Genomic DNA, 16204 nt, shown 5'->3' on the forward strand with positions numbered 1-16204 from the left:
CCTACCCCCAACACCCTGCCCAGACGAGCTTTCAGCTTTACAAGCGTGCCATTCGATACTTGGCCAATGTTAATGGACTACTCACTTATCAACTACGAACACAACGGCAAGGCATACTATGATTTACAAGATTAAACCCAAAATACTGGTATTAGCAATTGTTCAAGGGATTGCTTTTCAACCAAATAATGCTCCTGTACCATCTGGATATATTAAAGATATCGGTCAAGCCTACAATGATACTAGAGGTTTTGGTTGGGTGCGTGAAGATAGCTTAGGCAATAGTACACCCACTCCCCTTGATATCCAACTCAATACACGCGATCGCAACCAAAGTGGCATCGATCGGCGACTAAATAGACTGATTCATCTGCAATATCCTCCTAGCAATGCGGGAACAGGAGTAACGATACCTGCTGCTTGGGAATATGCCCTATCTAATGGTTCGTACAATGTGACTGTTAGCGTCGGTGATGCTATTAATAGTGTAAATAGTAAGCACCAGATCAATATAGAAGGGACGGCTGCTATTTCTGGCTTTGTACCAACGGCAACCAAAAAGTTTGCCGCAATTACCCGGATTGTTAATGTTTCCGATGGCAAGCTCACAATTGATGCTAAAGGTGGTAGGAATACTAAACTCAACTATATTGCGATCGCACCAGGTAATCGTCCCTCGATCAGAACGACCAATCCCAATGATGGTCAGACAAACGTGCCGCCAGATATCTCGATTACAGCAGACCTAAATCTCCCTAACAGTGGGATTGCGGTTAATACTATTTCCGCCTCAACCATCAAGCTGATCGAAAGCACTACTAATACACAAGTCAATGCCAATTACAACACTTCCGGTGGTGGAGATGTAATTGTAGTGTCTCCGATAAATCGTCTCAAGAACAATACCAAATATTTGTTACAAGTCACCGACGGGATTAAAGATAGTAATGGTGCTGCATTCTTACCCTATAGTATCAGTTTCACAACAGGCTCTTTTGTGAACCCAGTAAGCAATATTACTTTCGAGCAAATCTCACTAGCGAATGTACCTATCAAACCTTACACCACAGTATTGATTGGGCCTGACAATAAACTCTATGCTGCTACCTTATTGGGTGAGATTTTGCGTTTCCCGATTAATGCTGATGGCACTCTGGGTATGCCACAAACGATTTCCTCATTGCAGACTGCAAATGGTGGTAATCGAACGATCGTTGGTATGCACTTCGATCCCTCATCAACAAATGCTAACAACCTAATTCTATGGGTAACAAATAACTACTACTGGAATGCAACTGTTGAGGCGCCAGAGTGGAGTGGTAAGATTACTCGTTTAAGCGGTACTAATCTAGAGACAGTAAAAGACTATGTAGTTGATTTACCGCGATCGAGCCGGGATCATCTAACCAATAGCATTGAGTTTAAGCCCAATGAGCCAAACGTGCTCTATGTGTTGCAGGGTAGTAATAGTAGTACCGGCGCACCAAACACTGCCTGGAGTAATCGTCCTGAGCAGTTGTTAACTGCTGCTGTATTACGAGTTGACCTGTCCAAAATTACCTCACCTCCTTTAAGCGTTAAGACGGAGGATGGAGGTACTTATAACCCCTTTAAAGCGGACGTGCCTGTAACTATCTTTGCTACTGGTATACGTAATGCCTACGATCTGGTTTGGCATAGCAATGGTCAGTTGTATGTGCCAACGAATGGTTCAGCAGCTGGTGGCAATACGCCAAATACACCTATCCCTCTACCTCTTGCCTGTCACAACCGGATTGATAAAGCTACTAATGGGGCATATACTAGTCCATCTGTGCATGCTCTTAGCAGTCTAGGCACGCAGCGAGACTTTCTGTTTCGGGTTGTTAAAAATGGTTATTATGGTCATCCCAATCCGAAACGTTGTGAGTGGGTGTTGAGTGGAGGAAATCCTACAACTGGTACAGATCCAGTTCAGATAAGTGAATATCCCGTTGGTACTCTACCTGACCGGAATTGGAAGGGTATTGCCTTCGATTTTGGAGAGCATTTTTCACCTAATGGCATTATTGAATATCGTAGTCATGTTTTAGGTGGTCAGCTGCAAGGCAAACTACTGGTGACACGCTTCAGTTCAGGGAAAGACATCATTGTGCTAACACCAGGTGGCGCAAAGTTGGATATTATAAATTCCCAAACCGGTATTAGTGGTTTCACTGGTTTTAATCCAAGTCCATTGGATTTGATTGAGAATCCCACGAATGGAAATCTCTACGTAGCGCAACTCAGTCAAGAGACGGGCATGGGCAAAATTACACTTCTGCGTCCACTTAATTAATATCAGTACCGAGCGATCGCAATCAATTCATGCTTGTAGCTGCGCTGACTTTTCACGACATCTGGAAAACCTCTCTCTAAATCTCTCTCCTAAAAGGAGAGAGACTTTGAATTTTCCTCCTTCCCTGGTCGGGAAGGGGGTTAGAGGGTTAGGTTTTTGGTGGACTTTTCCACATAACGTGAAAAGTCAGGTACTTAGAAAGGGTTTTTACTGAAACTGCAAGCATTTATGTTTGCATTTACTCTTTAACAAGCATCGATCTCATAAGTTAATTTTTGTACTTTTATAATTCACTCCAAATTACGGTTGCATTCTAGCGCGACCATAAACTTTTTATATGCATTTATCTAAATTAATGGTTACGAAGCATTCAGAATTTTATAACCCGCAACTTGGGTTAATTATGATGTTGATACTTAATTCCAAACAATTCGGCGACACTAATTTGCGAATGTACTAAAGCCAGCAGCGGGATTTGAACTCGCGACCTTCCGATTACAAGTCGGATGCACTACCACTGTGCTATGCTGGCAAGTCTGACGATTACTCTTAAATTAGCAACCACAATTTATTATTGTACCATAATCCATTTATTTGTCTAGCTGTAAATTCTAAAAAATATCTGCTTCATCCTAAATTAAGTTAAAAGACCAGAAATTTTAGCAATATCGCTGCTTTTGTCGGTTTAAATGGTTGTTCTGGCGTTGCCATTGTGATGAACCAGAAACAATTAGGCATTCTGAATCATTGATAAAGTTGATAAATTAATATTTATAGCAAATTTATAGCAAAAGCTAACTCAAATCCTGGGCTGAACCCAAAAATACCTGGTCAGTTCTAAAACTATATTTTCTTGGCATGGCACGGCTGAATAAAGGAACAGAAATATATAATTATTTTTTAGAGATTACAAGCATGGCAGCATTGCTCGGACGAGATTTATTAAGTCTAGCGGACATCACTTCTACTGAACTTCAAGAACTCTTGCAATTGGCAACTCAACTTAAATCACAACAGTTGAAGTTGCAGTGTAATAAAGTTTTGGGGTTGTTGTTCTCCAAAGCTTCAACTCGCACACGGGTAAGTTTTACTGTGGCGATGTATCAACTTGGTGGGCAGGTAATCGATCTCAATCCTAATGTCACTCAAGTTAGTCGCGGGGAACCTTTGCAGGATACGGCGCGGGTGTTAGATCGATATCTGGATATTTTGGCAATTCGTACTTTTGCACACCAAGATTTAGAAACTTTTGCTCACTATGCCAAGATTCCGGTGATTAATGCGCTTACTGATACAGAACATCCTTGTCAGGTATTAGCGGATTTATTGACAATTCAGGAAACCTTTAATACCCTTGCTGGGTTAACTTTGACCTACGTGGGCGATGGGAATAATATGGCTAATTCTCTGATGTTAGGCTGTGCTTTGGTGGGGATGAATGTCAGAATTGCCACTCCTAGCGGATACGAGCCAGATTCTCAGATTGTAGAACAAGCAAGAGCGATCGCTAATAACAAAACGGAAGTCCTCGTCACTCACGATCCAGAATTAGCAGCTAAGGGTTCTGCTGTACTTTACACTGATGTTTGGGCGAGTATGGGGCAAGAAGCCGAAGCAGACAATCGGATGCCAATTTTTCAACCTTACCAAATTTCAGAGCAGCTATTAAGCCTTGCTGACCCAGAGGCAATTGTTTTACACTGCTTACCAGCCCATCGTGGTGAAGAAATTACCGAAGCTGTTATTGAAGGTTCTCAATCACGAGTTTGGGAACAGGCAGAAAATCGCCTGCACGCTCAAAAAGCCTTACTTGCTAGTATTTTAGGGGCAGAATGAAAGGAGTTAAGAGTTAGGAGTTAGGAGTTAGGAGTTAGGAGTCAAAATAGTGAGTGTGCAATTGGCTCCTAACTACTTGCTGGTAAAAAATCCGAAATAAATGGGTAAGAGAAAAGAGAATATTTTTACTTTTGCCTTTCATATTTTTACTTTTCTCTTGTTATGGGGAGTTTTTTGTAGTACTAATGTTCTAGAGACATTTATAATTACTTCTCGGAAATTTATGGAACGTCTAACAGAAGCTCAACAAGAACTTTACGAATGGTTAGCAGAATACATCAAAACGCACCAGCATTCGCCTTCAATTAGGCAAATGATGCAAGCGATGAACTTAAAGTCACCAGCACCAATTCAAAGCCGTTTAGAGCATTTACGCACTAAAGGATATATTGAATGGACTGAAGGACAAGCGCGAACGATTCGGATTTTGCGTCCTGTTAAGCAAGGTGTACCAATTTTGGGCACAATCGCTGCTGGTGGTTTAATAGAACCGTTTACTGATGCTGTAGATCATTTAGACTTTTCTAATTTCGATTTACCTCCCCAAACCTACGCTTTGCGCGTAGCTGGCGATAGCATGATTGAAGATTTAATTACTGATGGCGATGTGGTATTTCTGCGTCCAGTAGCAGAACCAAATCATTTAAAAAATGGTACTATCGTCGCCGCTAGAGTAGATGGATTTGGTACAACATTAAAACGTTTTTATCGCCAAGGCGATCGCGTTACCCTCAAACCAGCAAATCCTAAGTACAATCCCATTGAAGTCATGGCTCAACAAGTGCAGGTGCAAGGTTCTCTCATTGGTGTTTGGCGCGGTTACAACTGAGTAATGGGGACTGGGGACTGGGAAAGATAAATACTAATGTCCAATGTCCAATGCCCATTAATTAGGGTTCGTTACCATCTTTGTGCTTAACATTTTATGTACCTGACGAAAAATTCAGTGCAGCAACTGCCCACTTTCCGATTGAAATTACCATTTACAAGGGAAAGTAAGGGCAGTTATTACACGCAACCATTACCAGGATGCCCAAGAATGCCTGTGTCTCTGCAATTGCGGCAATATCAGCGTCAAGCGATCGCTAGCTGGTTTACCAACAATGGCAGAGGGACGCTGAAAATGGCTACTGGTAGTGGTAAAACTATTACTGCATTAGCGATCGCTTGCGAATTATATCAGCAGATTAATTTACAAGTTCTGGTGGTGGTATGTCCCTACCGCCATCTCGTTACCCAATGGGCGCGAGAATGCGAAAAATTTAATTTGCAACCCATTTTAGCTTTTGAGAATTTACGCACTTGGCAAAGTCAACTTTCTACCCAAATTTATAATCTGCGTTCTGGTTCTCAACGGTTTATCACGGTGATTACTACGAACTCCACTTTAATTGGAGATGGATTTCAGTCTCAACTCAAATATTTTCCCGCCAAAACTTTAATTATTGGGGATGAAGCGCATAATTTAGGCGCACCCAAGTTAGAAGAAAGTTTACCGCGTAGTGTTGGGTTGAGACTAGCTTTATCTGCGACACCAGAGAGGTATTTTGATGATTTTGGGACGCAATCTTTATTTGATTATTTTGGCCCAGTTCTGCAACCGGAGTTTACTTTGAGGGATGCGATCGCTCAAGGTGCTTTGGTACATTATCTGTATTATCCAGTGTTGGTGGAGTTAACTGAAGCCGAAAGTATTGCCTATTTAAAGTTAACTAAAAGAATTGGGCGATCGCTACTTTACCGAGATAGAGAAAATGCACAAGCAGGATTTGAAGATAATGAAGATTTAAAGCCGTTGTTGATGCAAAGAGCAAGGTTAATTGGTGCGGCAGAAAATAAATTAAATGCTTTACGGGATTTAATGGCAACTCGCCGCGAAACTACTCACACTCTTTTTTATTGTAGTGATGGTTCTCAAGATGCGGGACAACGTTCATCACTACGCCAACTTAAAGCTGTTGCTAAAATTCTCGGAGTGGATTTAGGCTACAAGGTAAGCACTTATACGGCTCAAACAACTTTACAAGAAAGGGAAATATTACGTCGTCAATTTGAAAGTGGGGAATTGCAAGGTTTAGTCGCAATTCGTTGTTTAGATGAAGGCGTCGATATTCCCGCAATTCAAACTGCGGTGATTTTATCAAGTTCTGGTAATCCCCGCCAATTTATTCAGCGACGGGGGCGAGTTTTACGTCCTCATCCTGCTAAAGAACGCGCCACTATATTTGACATGATTGTTTTGCCACCAGATTTAGATAGAGAAACTATAGAAGTTGAACGTAATTTATTGAAAAAGGAATTGCGTCGCTTTGTGGAGTTTGCTGATTTAGCTGATAACGCAGGGGAAGCAAGAATGAAGTTACTTGATTTACAAAAGCGATATGGTTTGTTAGATATTTGATGATGAACTATATAGTTATATTATTTTGTAAAATTTTTTGAGTTTTGAAAAAACAAGCATTAAGTATGAAATAATAAAATTATGAATTAGATCATAATGGGATGTAAGTAGCTTTAAAAAGTTTACTTACATCCCATTATGATCTAAATTGTTATTATTAACAATAACAGAAAACAATTGAATAATAAAGTCTTTTTTCAAAGAAAAGTATAAATTTAAAAAATAGTTTTTCCAAAATTAAAGATAACGCTAACAGTGGCTTTACGGAGGTAAATGCAGGACTAGAGAAAGTTAAAATATAGAAAAACTATATTTCCAAACCGAAGATGTCACAAGGTGCGAATATCGATGATGTGCAGGAGCCAATAACCAGTGCTCCGCCGGAGGTACGGCGAATTATTGAGCGGGTATGGAAGCTGGAAAAAGGCAGGCTAGATAAGAAGATTAACAGCCATATCAATGATAATATTTTGGACATTATTAAGGAAGAGGTGCGATGAAGCTGACTTCAATCAAGCTATGCAACTTTCGCTCCTTTTATGGTACAACACCAGAGATGCTTCTGGCTGGAGGGAATGTTCAAAACACAACGATTATTCATGGTAATAATGGTTCTGGAAAAACTAGTTTACTGAATGCCTTTACTTGGGTATTATATGAGAAATTTAGTGCAGCATTTGCATCGATAGAACAGTTAGTTAATAAACGTGCGATCGCAGAGGCTCAAAAAGGTCAAGTTGTAGAATGTTGGGTAGAGATTGGCTGGGAACATGAAGGTAAACGCTATCGTGTGAAACGCGCCTGTAGGGGTTATAAAAACGAAGGTGATTTTGACGCTGGCAAAACTAAATTAACCATGTGGGTTGGTGCAGATGATGGCAAATGGAATATACCAACTCAGCAACCAGACGATATAATTAATCAAATTTTACCCGCTACTCTACATCAATATTTTTTCTTCGACGGTGAACGAATTGAAGAAATAGTCCGTTCTGATAAAAAAGCTGAAATTGCCGAGGCTACAAAAATTTTCTTGGGTGTAGAAGTAATCAACCGTTCCATCAGACATTTAGGAGATGCTAAAAAAACTCTAGAAAATGAGTTAAAAGCGATTGGTGATTCTGAAATTAAACAATTGTTACGACAGCAAGAAAAGATAGAACGAGAGCGTGAACGCATTACCAAGCGACAAACTGAAATTAAAGAAGAGCTAGAATATCAACAAACTTTTAAAAAAGAGACAAGTAACCGCTTACGAGAACTGAGTGCTGCTAAGGAATTGCAAGAAAGATGGCAGGATTTAGAATCGCAAAAAGCGGCAAATCAAGAAGAATATAAAAAAACCAAGGAAGCGCTAAAAAAAGTTATTTTCGCACGGGGTTATACCGTTTTACTCTCAGAAACTACATCCCAGTTCCGAGGAATTATTAATGATTTGAAGCAGCGCGGCGAGTTAACATCAGGGATTTCGCGGGAATTTGTGAATGATTTACTTAATTCCCAACGCTGTATTTGTGGCGCAGAATTACACGAGGGTAATCATTCTCATACTCATGTGAGTAACTGGCTAAATAAAGCAGGTTCCTCGGCGGTAGAAGAAACTGCAATTCGGATGAGCGCTCAAGTAGATGAAATTGATAAGCAAGCAATAGGTTTTTGGGAAGAGGTTGATAGAGAACAAAGTAGAATTAATCAGTTAAGGCAAAGCATATCTCAAATTGAAGGCGATTTAGACAATATTCAAGAACGGTTGCGAAAAGATGCTAATGAAGAAATTAGCAGTTTACAAAAACGCTTAGATGAAATTGAAAGTAAAATTGATGAGTTAAATCGAGAACAGGGTGCAAATCAGCAGCAAATTGCTCAACTCACAACTGAGATTGAAGGTTTAAATAAACAAATTGCCAAGCAAAAGCTGAATGAAGACAAGCAAACCCTAGCACAGCGACGGATTAATGCTACTCAAGATGCAATTGAACGGTTAACAGAAGTTAGAAATCGTCAAGAGCAACAATTTCGCCTGCAACTAGAAAAGCGAGTACAAGAAATATTCATGGAGATTTCTGTAACTCCATACATTCCTAAAATTAGCGATAAATATGAACTGACATTAGTAGAAAATACTACAGGGATAGAAGCACCAGTTGCAGCTTCTACCGGGGAAAATCAAATTCTCAGTTTATCTTTTATAGCCAGCATCATTGACAAAGTGCGGGAATGGAGTGAGAAACGAAAAATGATGATGATTCCCGATAGTAGTACTTTCCCAATTGTCATGGATTCGCCGTTTGGAAGTTTGGATGAAAATTCGCGGCGACACATTGCCAAGACAATTCCCCAATTAGCGAATCAGTTGATAGTTTTAGTTACTAAGACTCAGTGGCGGGGTGAAGTAGAAGCAGAAATGACAGACAGAATTGGGAGAGAATATGTGCTTACGTATTATTCTTCTAAGCCGGATTGCGAACAAGATTATATTGAGTTGGGTGGGGAAAGATATCCTTTGGTAAAACAAAGTCCAAATGAGTTTGAGTATACGGAAATTATGGAAGTCGAACGGGATAGGTAATTACAGCAGTTTTGATGTCTTTGAACTACATCTGCCGTAAGGAACGTAGGCGCAAAGATTTTTTACAGGACTGATGTAAAATACTTCTCAAATTCTTATTCATCCGTTTTCTCTGTGCCTCTGTGGTTTAATTTTCCGTTACCTGTGCGTAAGTCTGATTTTAGTTACAGTTGAGGAAATTGGCTTTTGAGAAGGAATAAGCTTATGGTTGCGAGTCCAGACAGAAACTATATGTCCCCCCAGGAATATCTGGAATGGGAAGAACGCCAAGAAATTAAATATGAATATATTGATGGTGAAGTTTTCGCCATGACTGGGGGTACTCTTCCCCATAATGATATTGCTCTAAACTTCGCTTCAGCGTTAAAAAGTCACCTGCGAGGAAGTGGGTGTCGTGTGAATATGGCGGATGGAAAAGTAGGTGTATCGGAGAATGGGCCTTTTCATTATCCCGATGTTGTGGTGAGTTGCGATGAACGGGATAAACAAGCTATTCAATTTCTCCAATATCCCTGTTTAATTGTTGAAGTTCTTTCCCCAAGCACAGAAGCTTACGACCGAGGTAAAAAATTTACGCGGTATCGTCGCATTCAGACTTTGCAAGAATATGTCCTTATCGATGCTGAAAAAATTGCTTTAGATTGTTTTCGGTTAAATGATAGAGGACTCTGGGAGTTACATCCTTATGAAGCAGGGGATGAGGTTAATTTAACAAGCGTTGATTTCCATTTTCCGATTTCTTTAGTTTATGAGGATGTTCAATTATCAATTTAAATTTCACGCAAAGGCGCAGTTGCAGAGTAGACTATGTTAGCACATAATTTGTTTGTTTAGCGATCGCCCACATACTATCATAAAATAATACTTTGGCAATTGCGTAAACGTAGCGATCGCTTTTCGCTGTCGTTGTTTGTTTAGCGATCGCCCACATACTATCATCAAATCATACCTTGGCAATTGCGTAAACGTAGCGATCGCTTTTCGCTGTCGGTTAAGATGGCAACAATGTAAATATTAATATTATGGCTGAAACTGGCAGAATCAGGGTTGCTAAAGATAAGGCTGAGTTGGTGAAAGGTTTAACATCTTCAGATGGTGGAACAGGGCCTTTTAATACTTTTGCTGATGTGATTGTATTTGCAGCAGCTTTGGGTGCAAAGCATAAAAAACGGGTGGCTTTGGGAGAGATTTCTAAAAGGGAACCATCGCCAATCAGGATAGAGTATTTTGCCTCAATGGGAAATGATATTTTAATAAAATTATTAGCAATCAATGAAACTAAAGATATAAAAACACTATCTATTAATGAAGAAGAATATGAAAGACAACGCAATCATATATTTGAAGAGTACGCTAATGGTGGACTGGAAATATTGCAAAATGAGTTGCGTGGGTCAGTAGATTACTCAGAGCGAATTTTATTATTTCTCAATTATGAACGAACTAATGCAGAGCAACAAGACGAGGAATTCGATCTTACCAAATTCCTCTCTTGAAGTTGGACATTCTCAATAGGAGGGGTTTTCAATCCAACCTAGTTTAGATTTGAGCGTCTTGACTGCATCTGTTACCGCATTTGCACCAGTAGATAGTTTATAACGCTTATCTGGATTTTTAGGGTTAGGGTCTATCCTAATTAAATTATTCTCCCAAATTGGATCACTTCTTGTCCAATTTATCTGTGCAAGTTGGGAGACTTTATCTTGATTAAAAGAATAAGTATCTGGCGTATAAGTTAAGTATAGTAGACGGCCTAGTGTTTCTAGTCCAGCACTCATACCTAGTAACCCTTTTTCCTTAAATACAATTACCTCCTCAGATTTTAATTTTTTATCCGTTTTTTCAAAAGTATTTCGCGTTTGATTGCATTCATAAAAAAATTGATTTAAACAGTTAACTAAAGCCTCAGAGCATTTATCAACATCCAAATCTAGAAGCTCATCATTTGGATTGTTAGCAAAAACGCAACTAATGAATCTAGCTATGTAATTAGTTGTGTAAATTAAACCCTTTTTACTAGGAGGAGTTGCTTTAATTTTTTCTGTCCTATTATGAAACATTGGGACTTTTTCTATTAATTGCCACATAATGCCAATTTGACCTTCATACTCTCCAAATGACTTTAATAGAGAATTATCAAGTGGTCGAGTTTGAGCCATATCTTTAAAATCTATCTGACACTGACGAAAGTCTCCCTCTAGAACCAGAGTAATGGGGAAATCAGCATCACTAATTAATTCTCCTTCATCACTTTCAATCAATTCGTGAATTGCTCGCTTACGATGCTGACCATCAGTAATATCTAACTTAACTCCACGTCTAATTACGACTAAACAAATACCTCTAGTAAATTCTAGAATTTTTATCTTTTCGGCAGCTACATTCGCAGTTATTGTACCGAGAATCCAAGGTTTTCCTTTTCGGACACGCTCAAGAACATATTCCTTTATTTCCTCAACATGACCTTTTACCTCTGGGCGATTTTTACCTGAATTAGGATCATTGTCATCAGCCGGATCTGCCCGAAGAATATCAGAAAAGTGGCCAGCTGGTACGTTAATCTGTAGCATTGTCCGCTTTCCCTGTTGAAAAATTAACCCTGGATAGCACCGGACACGGTGATAAGTAGAAAAGAATGGCTCAATAAATGCACTAAACTGACCTTGAATTTCCGGGGTAACGTCATTGTTACTACCCTCGTTTGCTTGAGTCATACAAATACTGGTAAAATTCCTAAAGGGTAGTTCATAGTATATGCTTTTATTATACTAAAAGCACCGTAATAACCACAGGAAAAAACCTTATAAACTGTGTCAATTATAAAATAGGTGGAAGTCCTACAGCTTTCGGTTCAACAAACTCGCCATTAAAACTTATAGTTTTATCTTCCACAGTCCTAGCATCCGCTAAAGCCTTACGAAGTTCAGCACGTTCCATCTGTTCCTGAATTCCACCCAGGATATAAACTAATAATTTCGCCGCTAAATCTCGTCCAGCAATCTGCACCCGCTTTTTATTTGGGTCATACAAAACCCCATACCAGAGAGATTGGGGATATTCCATACCACTAAAGCCGCCTTGCTGGTCGAACTTCCGCAGCTTCTTAAAAATATCTGCTAGGGAAAAACCTTTTTTAAATACCAAAATTCCCAAAGCTTGCGCTAATGCAACTTGAGCAACCGGACGGAAAAGCATATTTCCTTCACCTCCATCCTTCTCAAAACTGAAGCGCCGCAAAGCTGGTGTATCCTCGTGTTCTAAAATTTTATAACTGGAAAGACTAGCCAAATTATCAAATAGCTTGCTAAATTCCTCAATCCCCTGCTCAAGTTCTTCATCCTCTGGACGCATGGGAATTAGACCTTTCTCCAAGGGTTTCCAGTGGGGGAACTTTTGAGCCAAATATCGCTCAGACATATCTTGTAGAGCTTGCAATGTCGTCAAAACTGTAGAATTGGAAGCTACCGTTGCACTATTCCAATTGACGCGGGGATTGCGTTCTTGTCGTTGTTCTAATAGTGGATGTGTAACTGCAATTTTTCTAGCAACGATCGCAAAACCATCATCTTCATTCAACTGGGTTAGTTGCCCTTTAGTCAACGGTGCAGCCATCAGGTTGACATGAACAAAAATCGATCTTACTCTGCGCCTCGCCTGGGTACGAGTTTCCCCAGCCGCTACCGCACAGATAAACTCAATACCAATTTTTTCCTTGGGTAAATTTTGCAAGTAAGCAAGGTCTACTTGGTACTTTTCTATCAAATCATTGACTGTAATAAAACTGTCATCAGCACCTTTATCTTTTTTATAGCGCTGGAGTTTACGAGTTTTGATTAACTCCATCAATCCTTGAACCCCCATTAGTCGATGTTGTCCATCTAGTGCATAAATGGTTACATCATCCTCAGAAATATTTAGCAAACCTACCTTATCGTCTTTATCTAGGGGTATAAAATCAGTCGTAGACTTAGTGGCGCGTCCTTCGCTATCCCACTCAGCAGCTTTAGGATTATCCACCCACGGTTGATTAATCACCACTAGCACAGGCGGAAACTTATGATTGTCTCTAGCCGCCAAATACTGCACTAGTGGCGCTTGACGTGACCAATCAAGGGGACGTTGCTGAATTTCATCAATACTATCTGCGTCAATCTCGACATTATCAGTTTCAGGATTGTACTTTTTCTGAAACAGAGGTAAACCAGAGGCGAAGTGAACCCGACCTGCAAACCATTCCAATGTAACAGAGCTAACATAAGCCTCAGTACCACCCATCTCGGTTTTTTGAACGAGAATCTGATCTTTTCTCCCTAAAAACTTCTCTAGGAGTAAAGCTAGTACCTGTTTTTCCTTATTTTCTCGTTCCAGGTATTCTCTAGCGATGTCAGCAGTTGGGTCATATGTACTATCTTTCATGTTAAATTTTAAAAACAGAATAGCATTATGTAGTTTAATTATCTAAAAAATTAGATATTAGTAGTAAAGTTTTTAAAAACTTTTATTCAACCCACGGAGGTGGGTTTTGGATGTGTAGCCGCGAATTCTATTCGCCCTATTTTCCCAGATATTATGCCAGTGTTTCCAGAGATTAGGAGAAATGACTACAGCACAACAACCAGAAAATCAAGTTCAGCAAGCGAATACTGTAGCAGATTTAGTGGCAGATATCCAAGCTCTCACTACTGAAATTCAAGAATTGTATTGCTTAGATGAAATACCTTGGGTTGTGGGTTACTCAGGGGGAAAAGACAGCACCGCGATTTTGCAGCTTGTGTGGAATGCGATCGCCGCACTCCCTGACGTAAAGCGAACTAAAACAATCTACGTAATCACCACAGACACACTGGTAGAAAATCCTATTGTTGCTACTTGGGTACGCAATTCTCTAAAACAGATGAAATCTGAAGCCCAAACCCAAGGATTACCATTTGAACCCCATTTGCTACAGCCAGAGTTTAAAGAAACATTTTGGGTAGGTTTGATTGGTAAAGGTTATCCAGCACCCAAAGGAAAATTTCGTTGGTGTACAGAACGCCTGAAAATTAATCCCTCTAACCGCTTTATTCGTGATGTGATTCGAGCGAGTGGAGAAGCGATCGTTGTGTTGGGGACTCGCAAAGCTGAAAGTACAAAACGTGCTAGCCGAATGAGAAAATTGGAAGCCCAACGGGTACGCGATCGCCTCAGTCCTAATATGAACTTGCCAAATTCTTTAGTTTATAGCCCTATTGAAGACTGGCAAAATGATGAAGTCTGGATTTATCTCATGCAGTGGGAAAACCCTTGGGGGTACAGCAATAAAGATTTATTTACCATGTATCGAGGCGCTTCTGCTGATAATGAATGTCCTTTAGTAGTCGATACATCTACCCCTAGTTGTGGTAGCTCTCGTTTTGGTTGCTGGGTTTGCACACTCGTTAGTCAAGATAAATCACTGGCGGCGATGATTCAAAATGACGAAGAGAAAGACTGGATGCAACCTTTACTTGATTTCCGTAAAGAATTAGATTCTGAAGAAACCCGTGATAAAAGAGATTTTCGACGTAGAAATGGTGGTGTCCAACTTTATGAACGTAACTTAGAAGATGGGACATCTATTGAACCTATTCCTGGCCCATTTATTAAAGAAGCGCGGGAGGAATGGTTAAGAAAATTGCTTACAGTTGAAAAACAAATTCGTCAAACAGCGCCAGAAAATATGCGCGATATTACCCTAATTACTCTAGAAGAAATGAGCGAAATTCGCCGCATTTGGCTAGAAGAAAGACACGAATTTGATGATAGCTTACCCCGGATTTATCAAGAAGTGACTGGTGAAGAATTTCAAGATCCCCGTCCTGGTGCTGACCTTAGCTTACTAGGTCGTGATGAATGGATAGTATTAGAAGAAATTTGTGAAGGTGACGCGATGCACTTGGAACTCATGGCGAAATTGTTAGACACAGAACGCCAGTATCGTAAAAAAACTCGTCGCGTGGGAATATACGAAACCTTAGAAAAATGTTTTAATACGAGTTCCCGTTCTCCAGAAGATGCGATTAAAAATGCTCGTTTGAAACGCGAATTAAGCGAAGCAGTTAGTCAAGGTGATGTTGCTAAAGTCAAGCAGATGACTTTGGGCGATGTTGCAGCAATCAATGAAGTCGATGAATGTGAAAGTGAAAGCGATGAACAGGTAACTTGGGCAAGTATGAAATTTAAAAATGAAAAAAATAGAATAATAGAAGATAGGAGTCAACAAACTACTTAAAGAACGCTTGACAAAGTTTGATTATCTTAAAACAAGCCAGGTTCTATGATTCAAGCCATACACAAATTAGTAACTTTTGAAGATTTTGCAGCTTGGCGGCCTGAAGGTGGAAGATACGAATTACATGATGGCGTGATTGTTGAAATAGCTCAACCAGTTGGAGATCATGAGGATGTTGTTGGTTTTTTGGCGCTAAATATATCTATCGAAATTGGGCGACAAAAACTTCCTTACTTCATTCCAAAAACTGTATTAGTCAAGCCATTTGAAGGTGACTCAGCTTATTCACCAGACATCTTAATAATCAATCGACCAAATTTAGTGAATGAGCCTTTCTGGAAAAAAGAATCAACTGTATCTCAAGCTACATCTATTCCCTTAGTTATTGAAGTTGTTAGTACTAATTGGCGAGATGATTACTACAAAAAATTAGCTGATTATGAGGCTATAGGTATTCCCGAATATTGGATTATAGATTACGCGGCTATAGGTGCTAGGAAGTTTATTGGCAATCCTAAACTGCCTACTATATCCATTTATGAATTAATTGATGGTGAGTACCAAGTTACTCAATTTAAAGGCGATACCCATATTGTCTCGCCTACTTTCCCAGAATTGAATTTAACCGCCGAACAGATTTTTCAAGCTGGAGGTGTGCAAATCTAGCCACGCTTACCAACACCCAGACAGATGCGATCGCATTTCTTAAGAGTTAGTGATGGTATTATCTATATTTCATAGACAATATTTTTTCTCAATGCATCAGACAAAACCATCTAATTAATTTTATCTGATTCCTTTGATCGCAAAGTTTCTGCTTCTGCGATCGCC

The 16204-nt window shown here is 39.7% G+C and carries 12 protein-coding genes and 1 tRNA gene; 9 read left to right on the plus strand and 4 right to left on the minus strand.

Annotation, left to right across the window (positions count from 1 at the left end; translation table 11 throughout):
- Positions 1-118 precede the first annotated feature (118 nt).
- A complete protein-coding gene (locus tag RMZ95_RS22945) occupies positions 119-2317 on the plus strand; it encodes an Ig-like domain-containing protein (RefSeq protein WP_322685118.1) in 2199 nt (732 codons plus the stop codon).
- A gap of 460 nt (positions 2318-2777) precedes the next feature.
- Here the strand turns inward: RMZ95_RS22945 and RMZ95_RS22950 are convergent.
- Positions 2778-2849: transfer RNA gene (locus tag RMZ95_RS22950), tRNA-Thr, on the minus strand.
- Positions 2850-3232: 383 nt separating this feature from the next.
- On the opposite strand from RMZ95_RS22950, the gene argF reads away from it, so the two are divergent.
- The 5 genes from argF to RMZ95_RS22975 all read left to right on the plus strand — a co-directional run bounded on the left by argF (position 3233) and on the right by RMZ95_RS22975 (position 9897).
- Entirely contained in the window at positions 3233-4153 is a 921-nt protein-coding gene (argF, locus tag RMZ95_RS22955; protein WP_322685119.1) for an ornithine carbamoyltransferase, read from the plus strand.
- 223 nt (positions 4154-4376) lie between these two features.
- A complete protein-coding gene (gene lexA, locus RMZ95_RS22960; RefSeq protein ID WP_322685120.1) occupies positions 4377-4982 on the plus strand; it encodes a transcriptional repressor LexA in 606 nt (201 codons plus the stop codon).
- Between the two features lie 96 nt (positions 4983-5078).
- Complete coding sequence (locus RMZ95_RS22965) at positions 5079-6554, plus strand: DNA phosphorothioation system restriction enzyme (RefSeq protein ID WP_322685121.1); 1476 nt, start codon at positions 5079-5081, stop codon at positions 6552-6554.
- Between the two features lie 496 nt (positions 6555-7050).
- Positions 7051-9123 carry an AAA family ATPase gene (locus RMZ95_RS22970; RefSeq protein WP_322685122.1) on the plus strand — a complete coding sequence of 691 codons (2073 nt, stop codon included), beginning with the start codon at positions 7051-7053 and terminating at the stop codon, positions 9121-9123.
- Positions 9124-9327: 204 nt separating this feature from the next.
- Complete coding sequence (locus RMZ95_RS22975; protein ID WP_322685123.1) at positions 9328-9897, plus strand: Uma2 family endonuclease; 570 nt, start codon at positions 9328-9330, stop codon at positions 9895-9897.
- Between the two features lie 31 nt (positions 9898-9928).
- Here RMZ95_RS22975 and RMZ95_RS22980 read toward each other — a convergent pair whose 3' ends face one another.
- Complete coding sequence (locus RMZ95_RS22980; RefSeq protein WP_322685124.1) at positions 9929-10054, minus strand: hypothetical protein; 126 nt, start codon at positions 10052-10054, stop codon at positions 9929-9931.
- 91 nt (positions 10055-10145) lie between these two features.
- On the opposite strand from RMZ95_RS22980, the gene RMZ95_RS22985 reads away from it, so the two are divergent.
- Positions 10146-10619, plus strand: a complete 474-nt coding sequence (locus RMZ95_RS22985; protein WP_322685125.1) for a DNA phosphorothioation-associated protein 4 — start codon at positions 10146-10148, stop codon at positions 10617-10619.
- A 12-nt stretch (positions 10620-10631) separates the two neighbouring features.
- Here the strand turns inward: RMZ95_RS22985 and RMZ95_RS22990 are convergent, their stop codons facing one another.
- Together RMZ95_RS22990 and RMZ95_RS22995 are read right to left on the minus strand one after the other, a co-directional pair.
- Positions 10632-11837, minus strand: coding sequence for a DNA sulfur modification protein DndB (locus RMZ95_RS22990; RefSeq protein ID WP_322685126.1), 1206 nt, complete (start codon positions 11835-11837; stop codon positions 10632-10634).
- Positions 11838-11940: 103 nt separating this feature from the next.
- Positions 11941-13539, minus strand: a complete 1599-nt coding sequence (locus tag RMZ95_RS22995) for a DGQHR domain-containing protein (RefSeq protein WP_322685127.1) — start codon at positions 13537-13539, stop codon at positions 11941-11943.
- Positions 13540-13720: 181 nt separating this feature from the next.
- Between RMZ95_RS22995 and dndC the strand changes: the two genes are divergently transcribed.
- Together dndC and RMZ95_RS23005 are read left to right on the plus strand one after the other, a co-directional pair.
- Positions 13721-15373 (plus strand): DNA phosphorothioation system sulfurtransferase DndC, encoded by a 1653-nt coding sequence (dndC, locus tag RMZ95_RS23000; protein ID WP_322685128.1) that lies wholly within the window; start codon positions 13721-13723, stop codon positions 15371-15373.
- 45 nt (positions 15374-15418) lie between these two features.
- Positions 15419-16039, plus strand: a complete 621-nt coding sequence (locus tag RMZ95_RS23005; RefSeq protein WP_322685129.1) for a Uma2 family endonuclease — start codon at positions 15419-15421, stop codon at positions 16037-16039.
- The last annotated feature ends 165 nt before the right edge of the window (positions 16040-16204 follow it).

The organism is Nostoc sp. DedQUE07 (assembly GCF_034530975.2).
In the GTDB taxonomy this organism is placed as follows: domain Bacteria; phylum Cyanobacteriota; class Cyanobacteriia; order Cyanobacteriales; family Nostocaceae; genus Nostoc.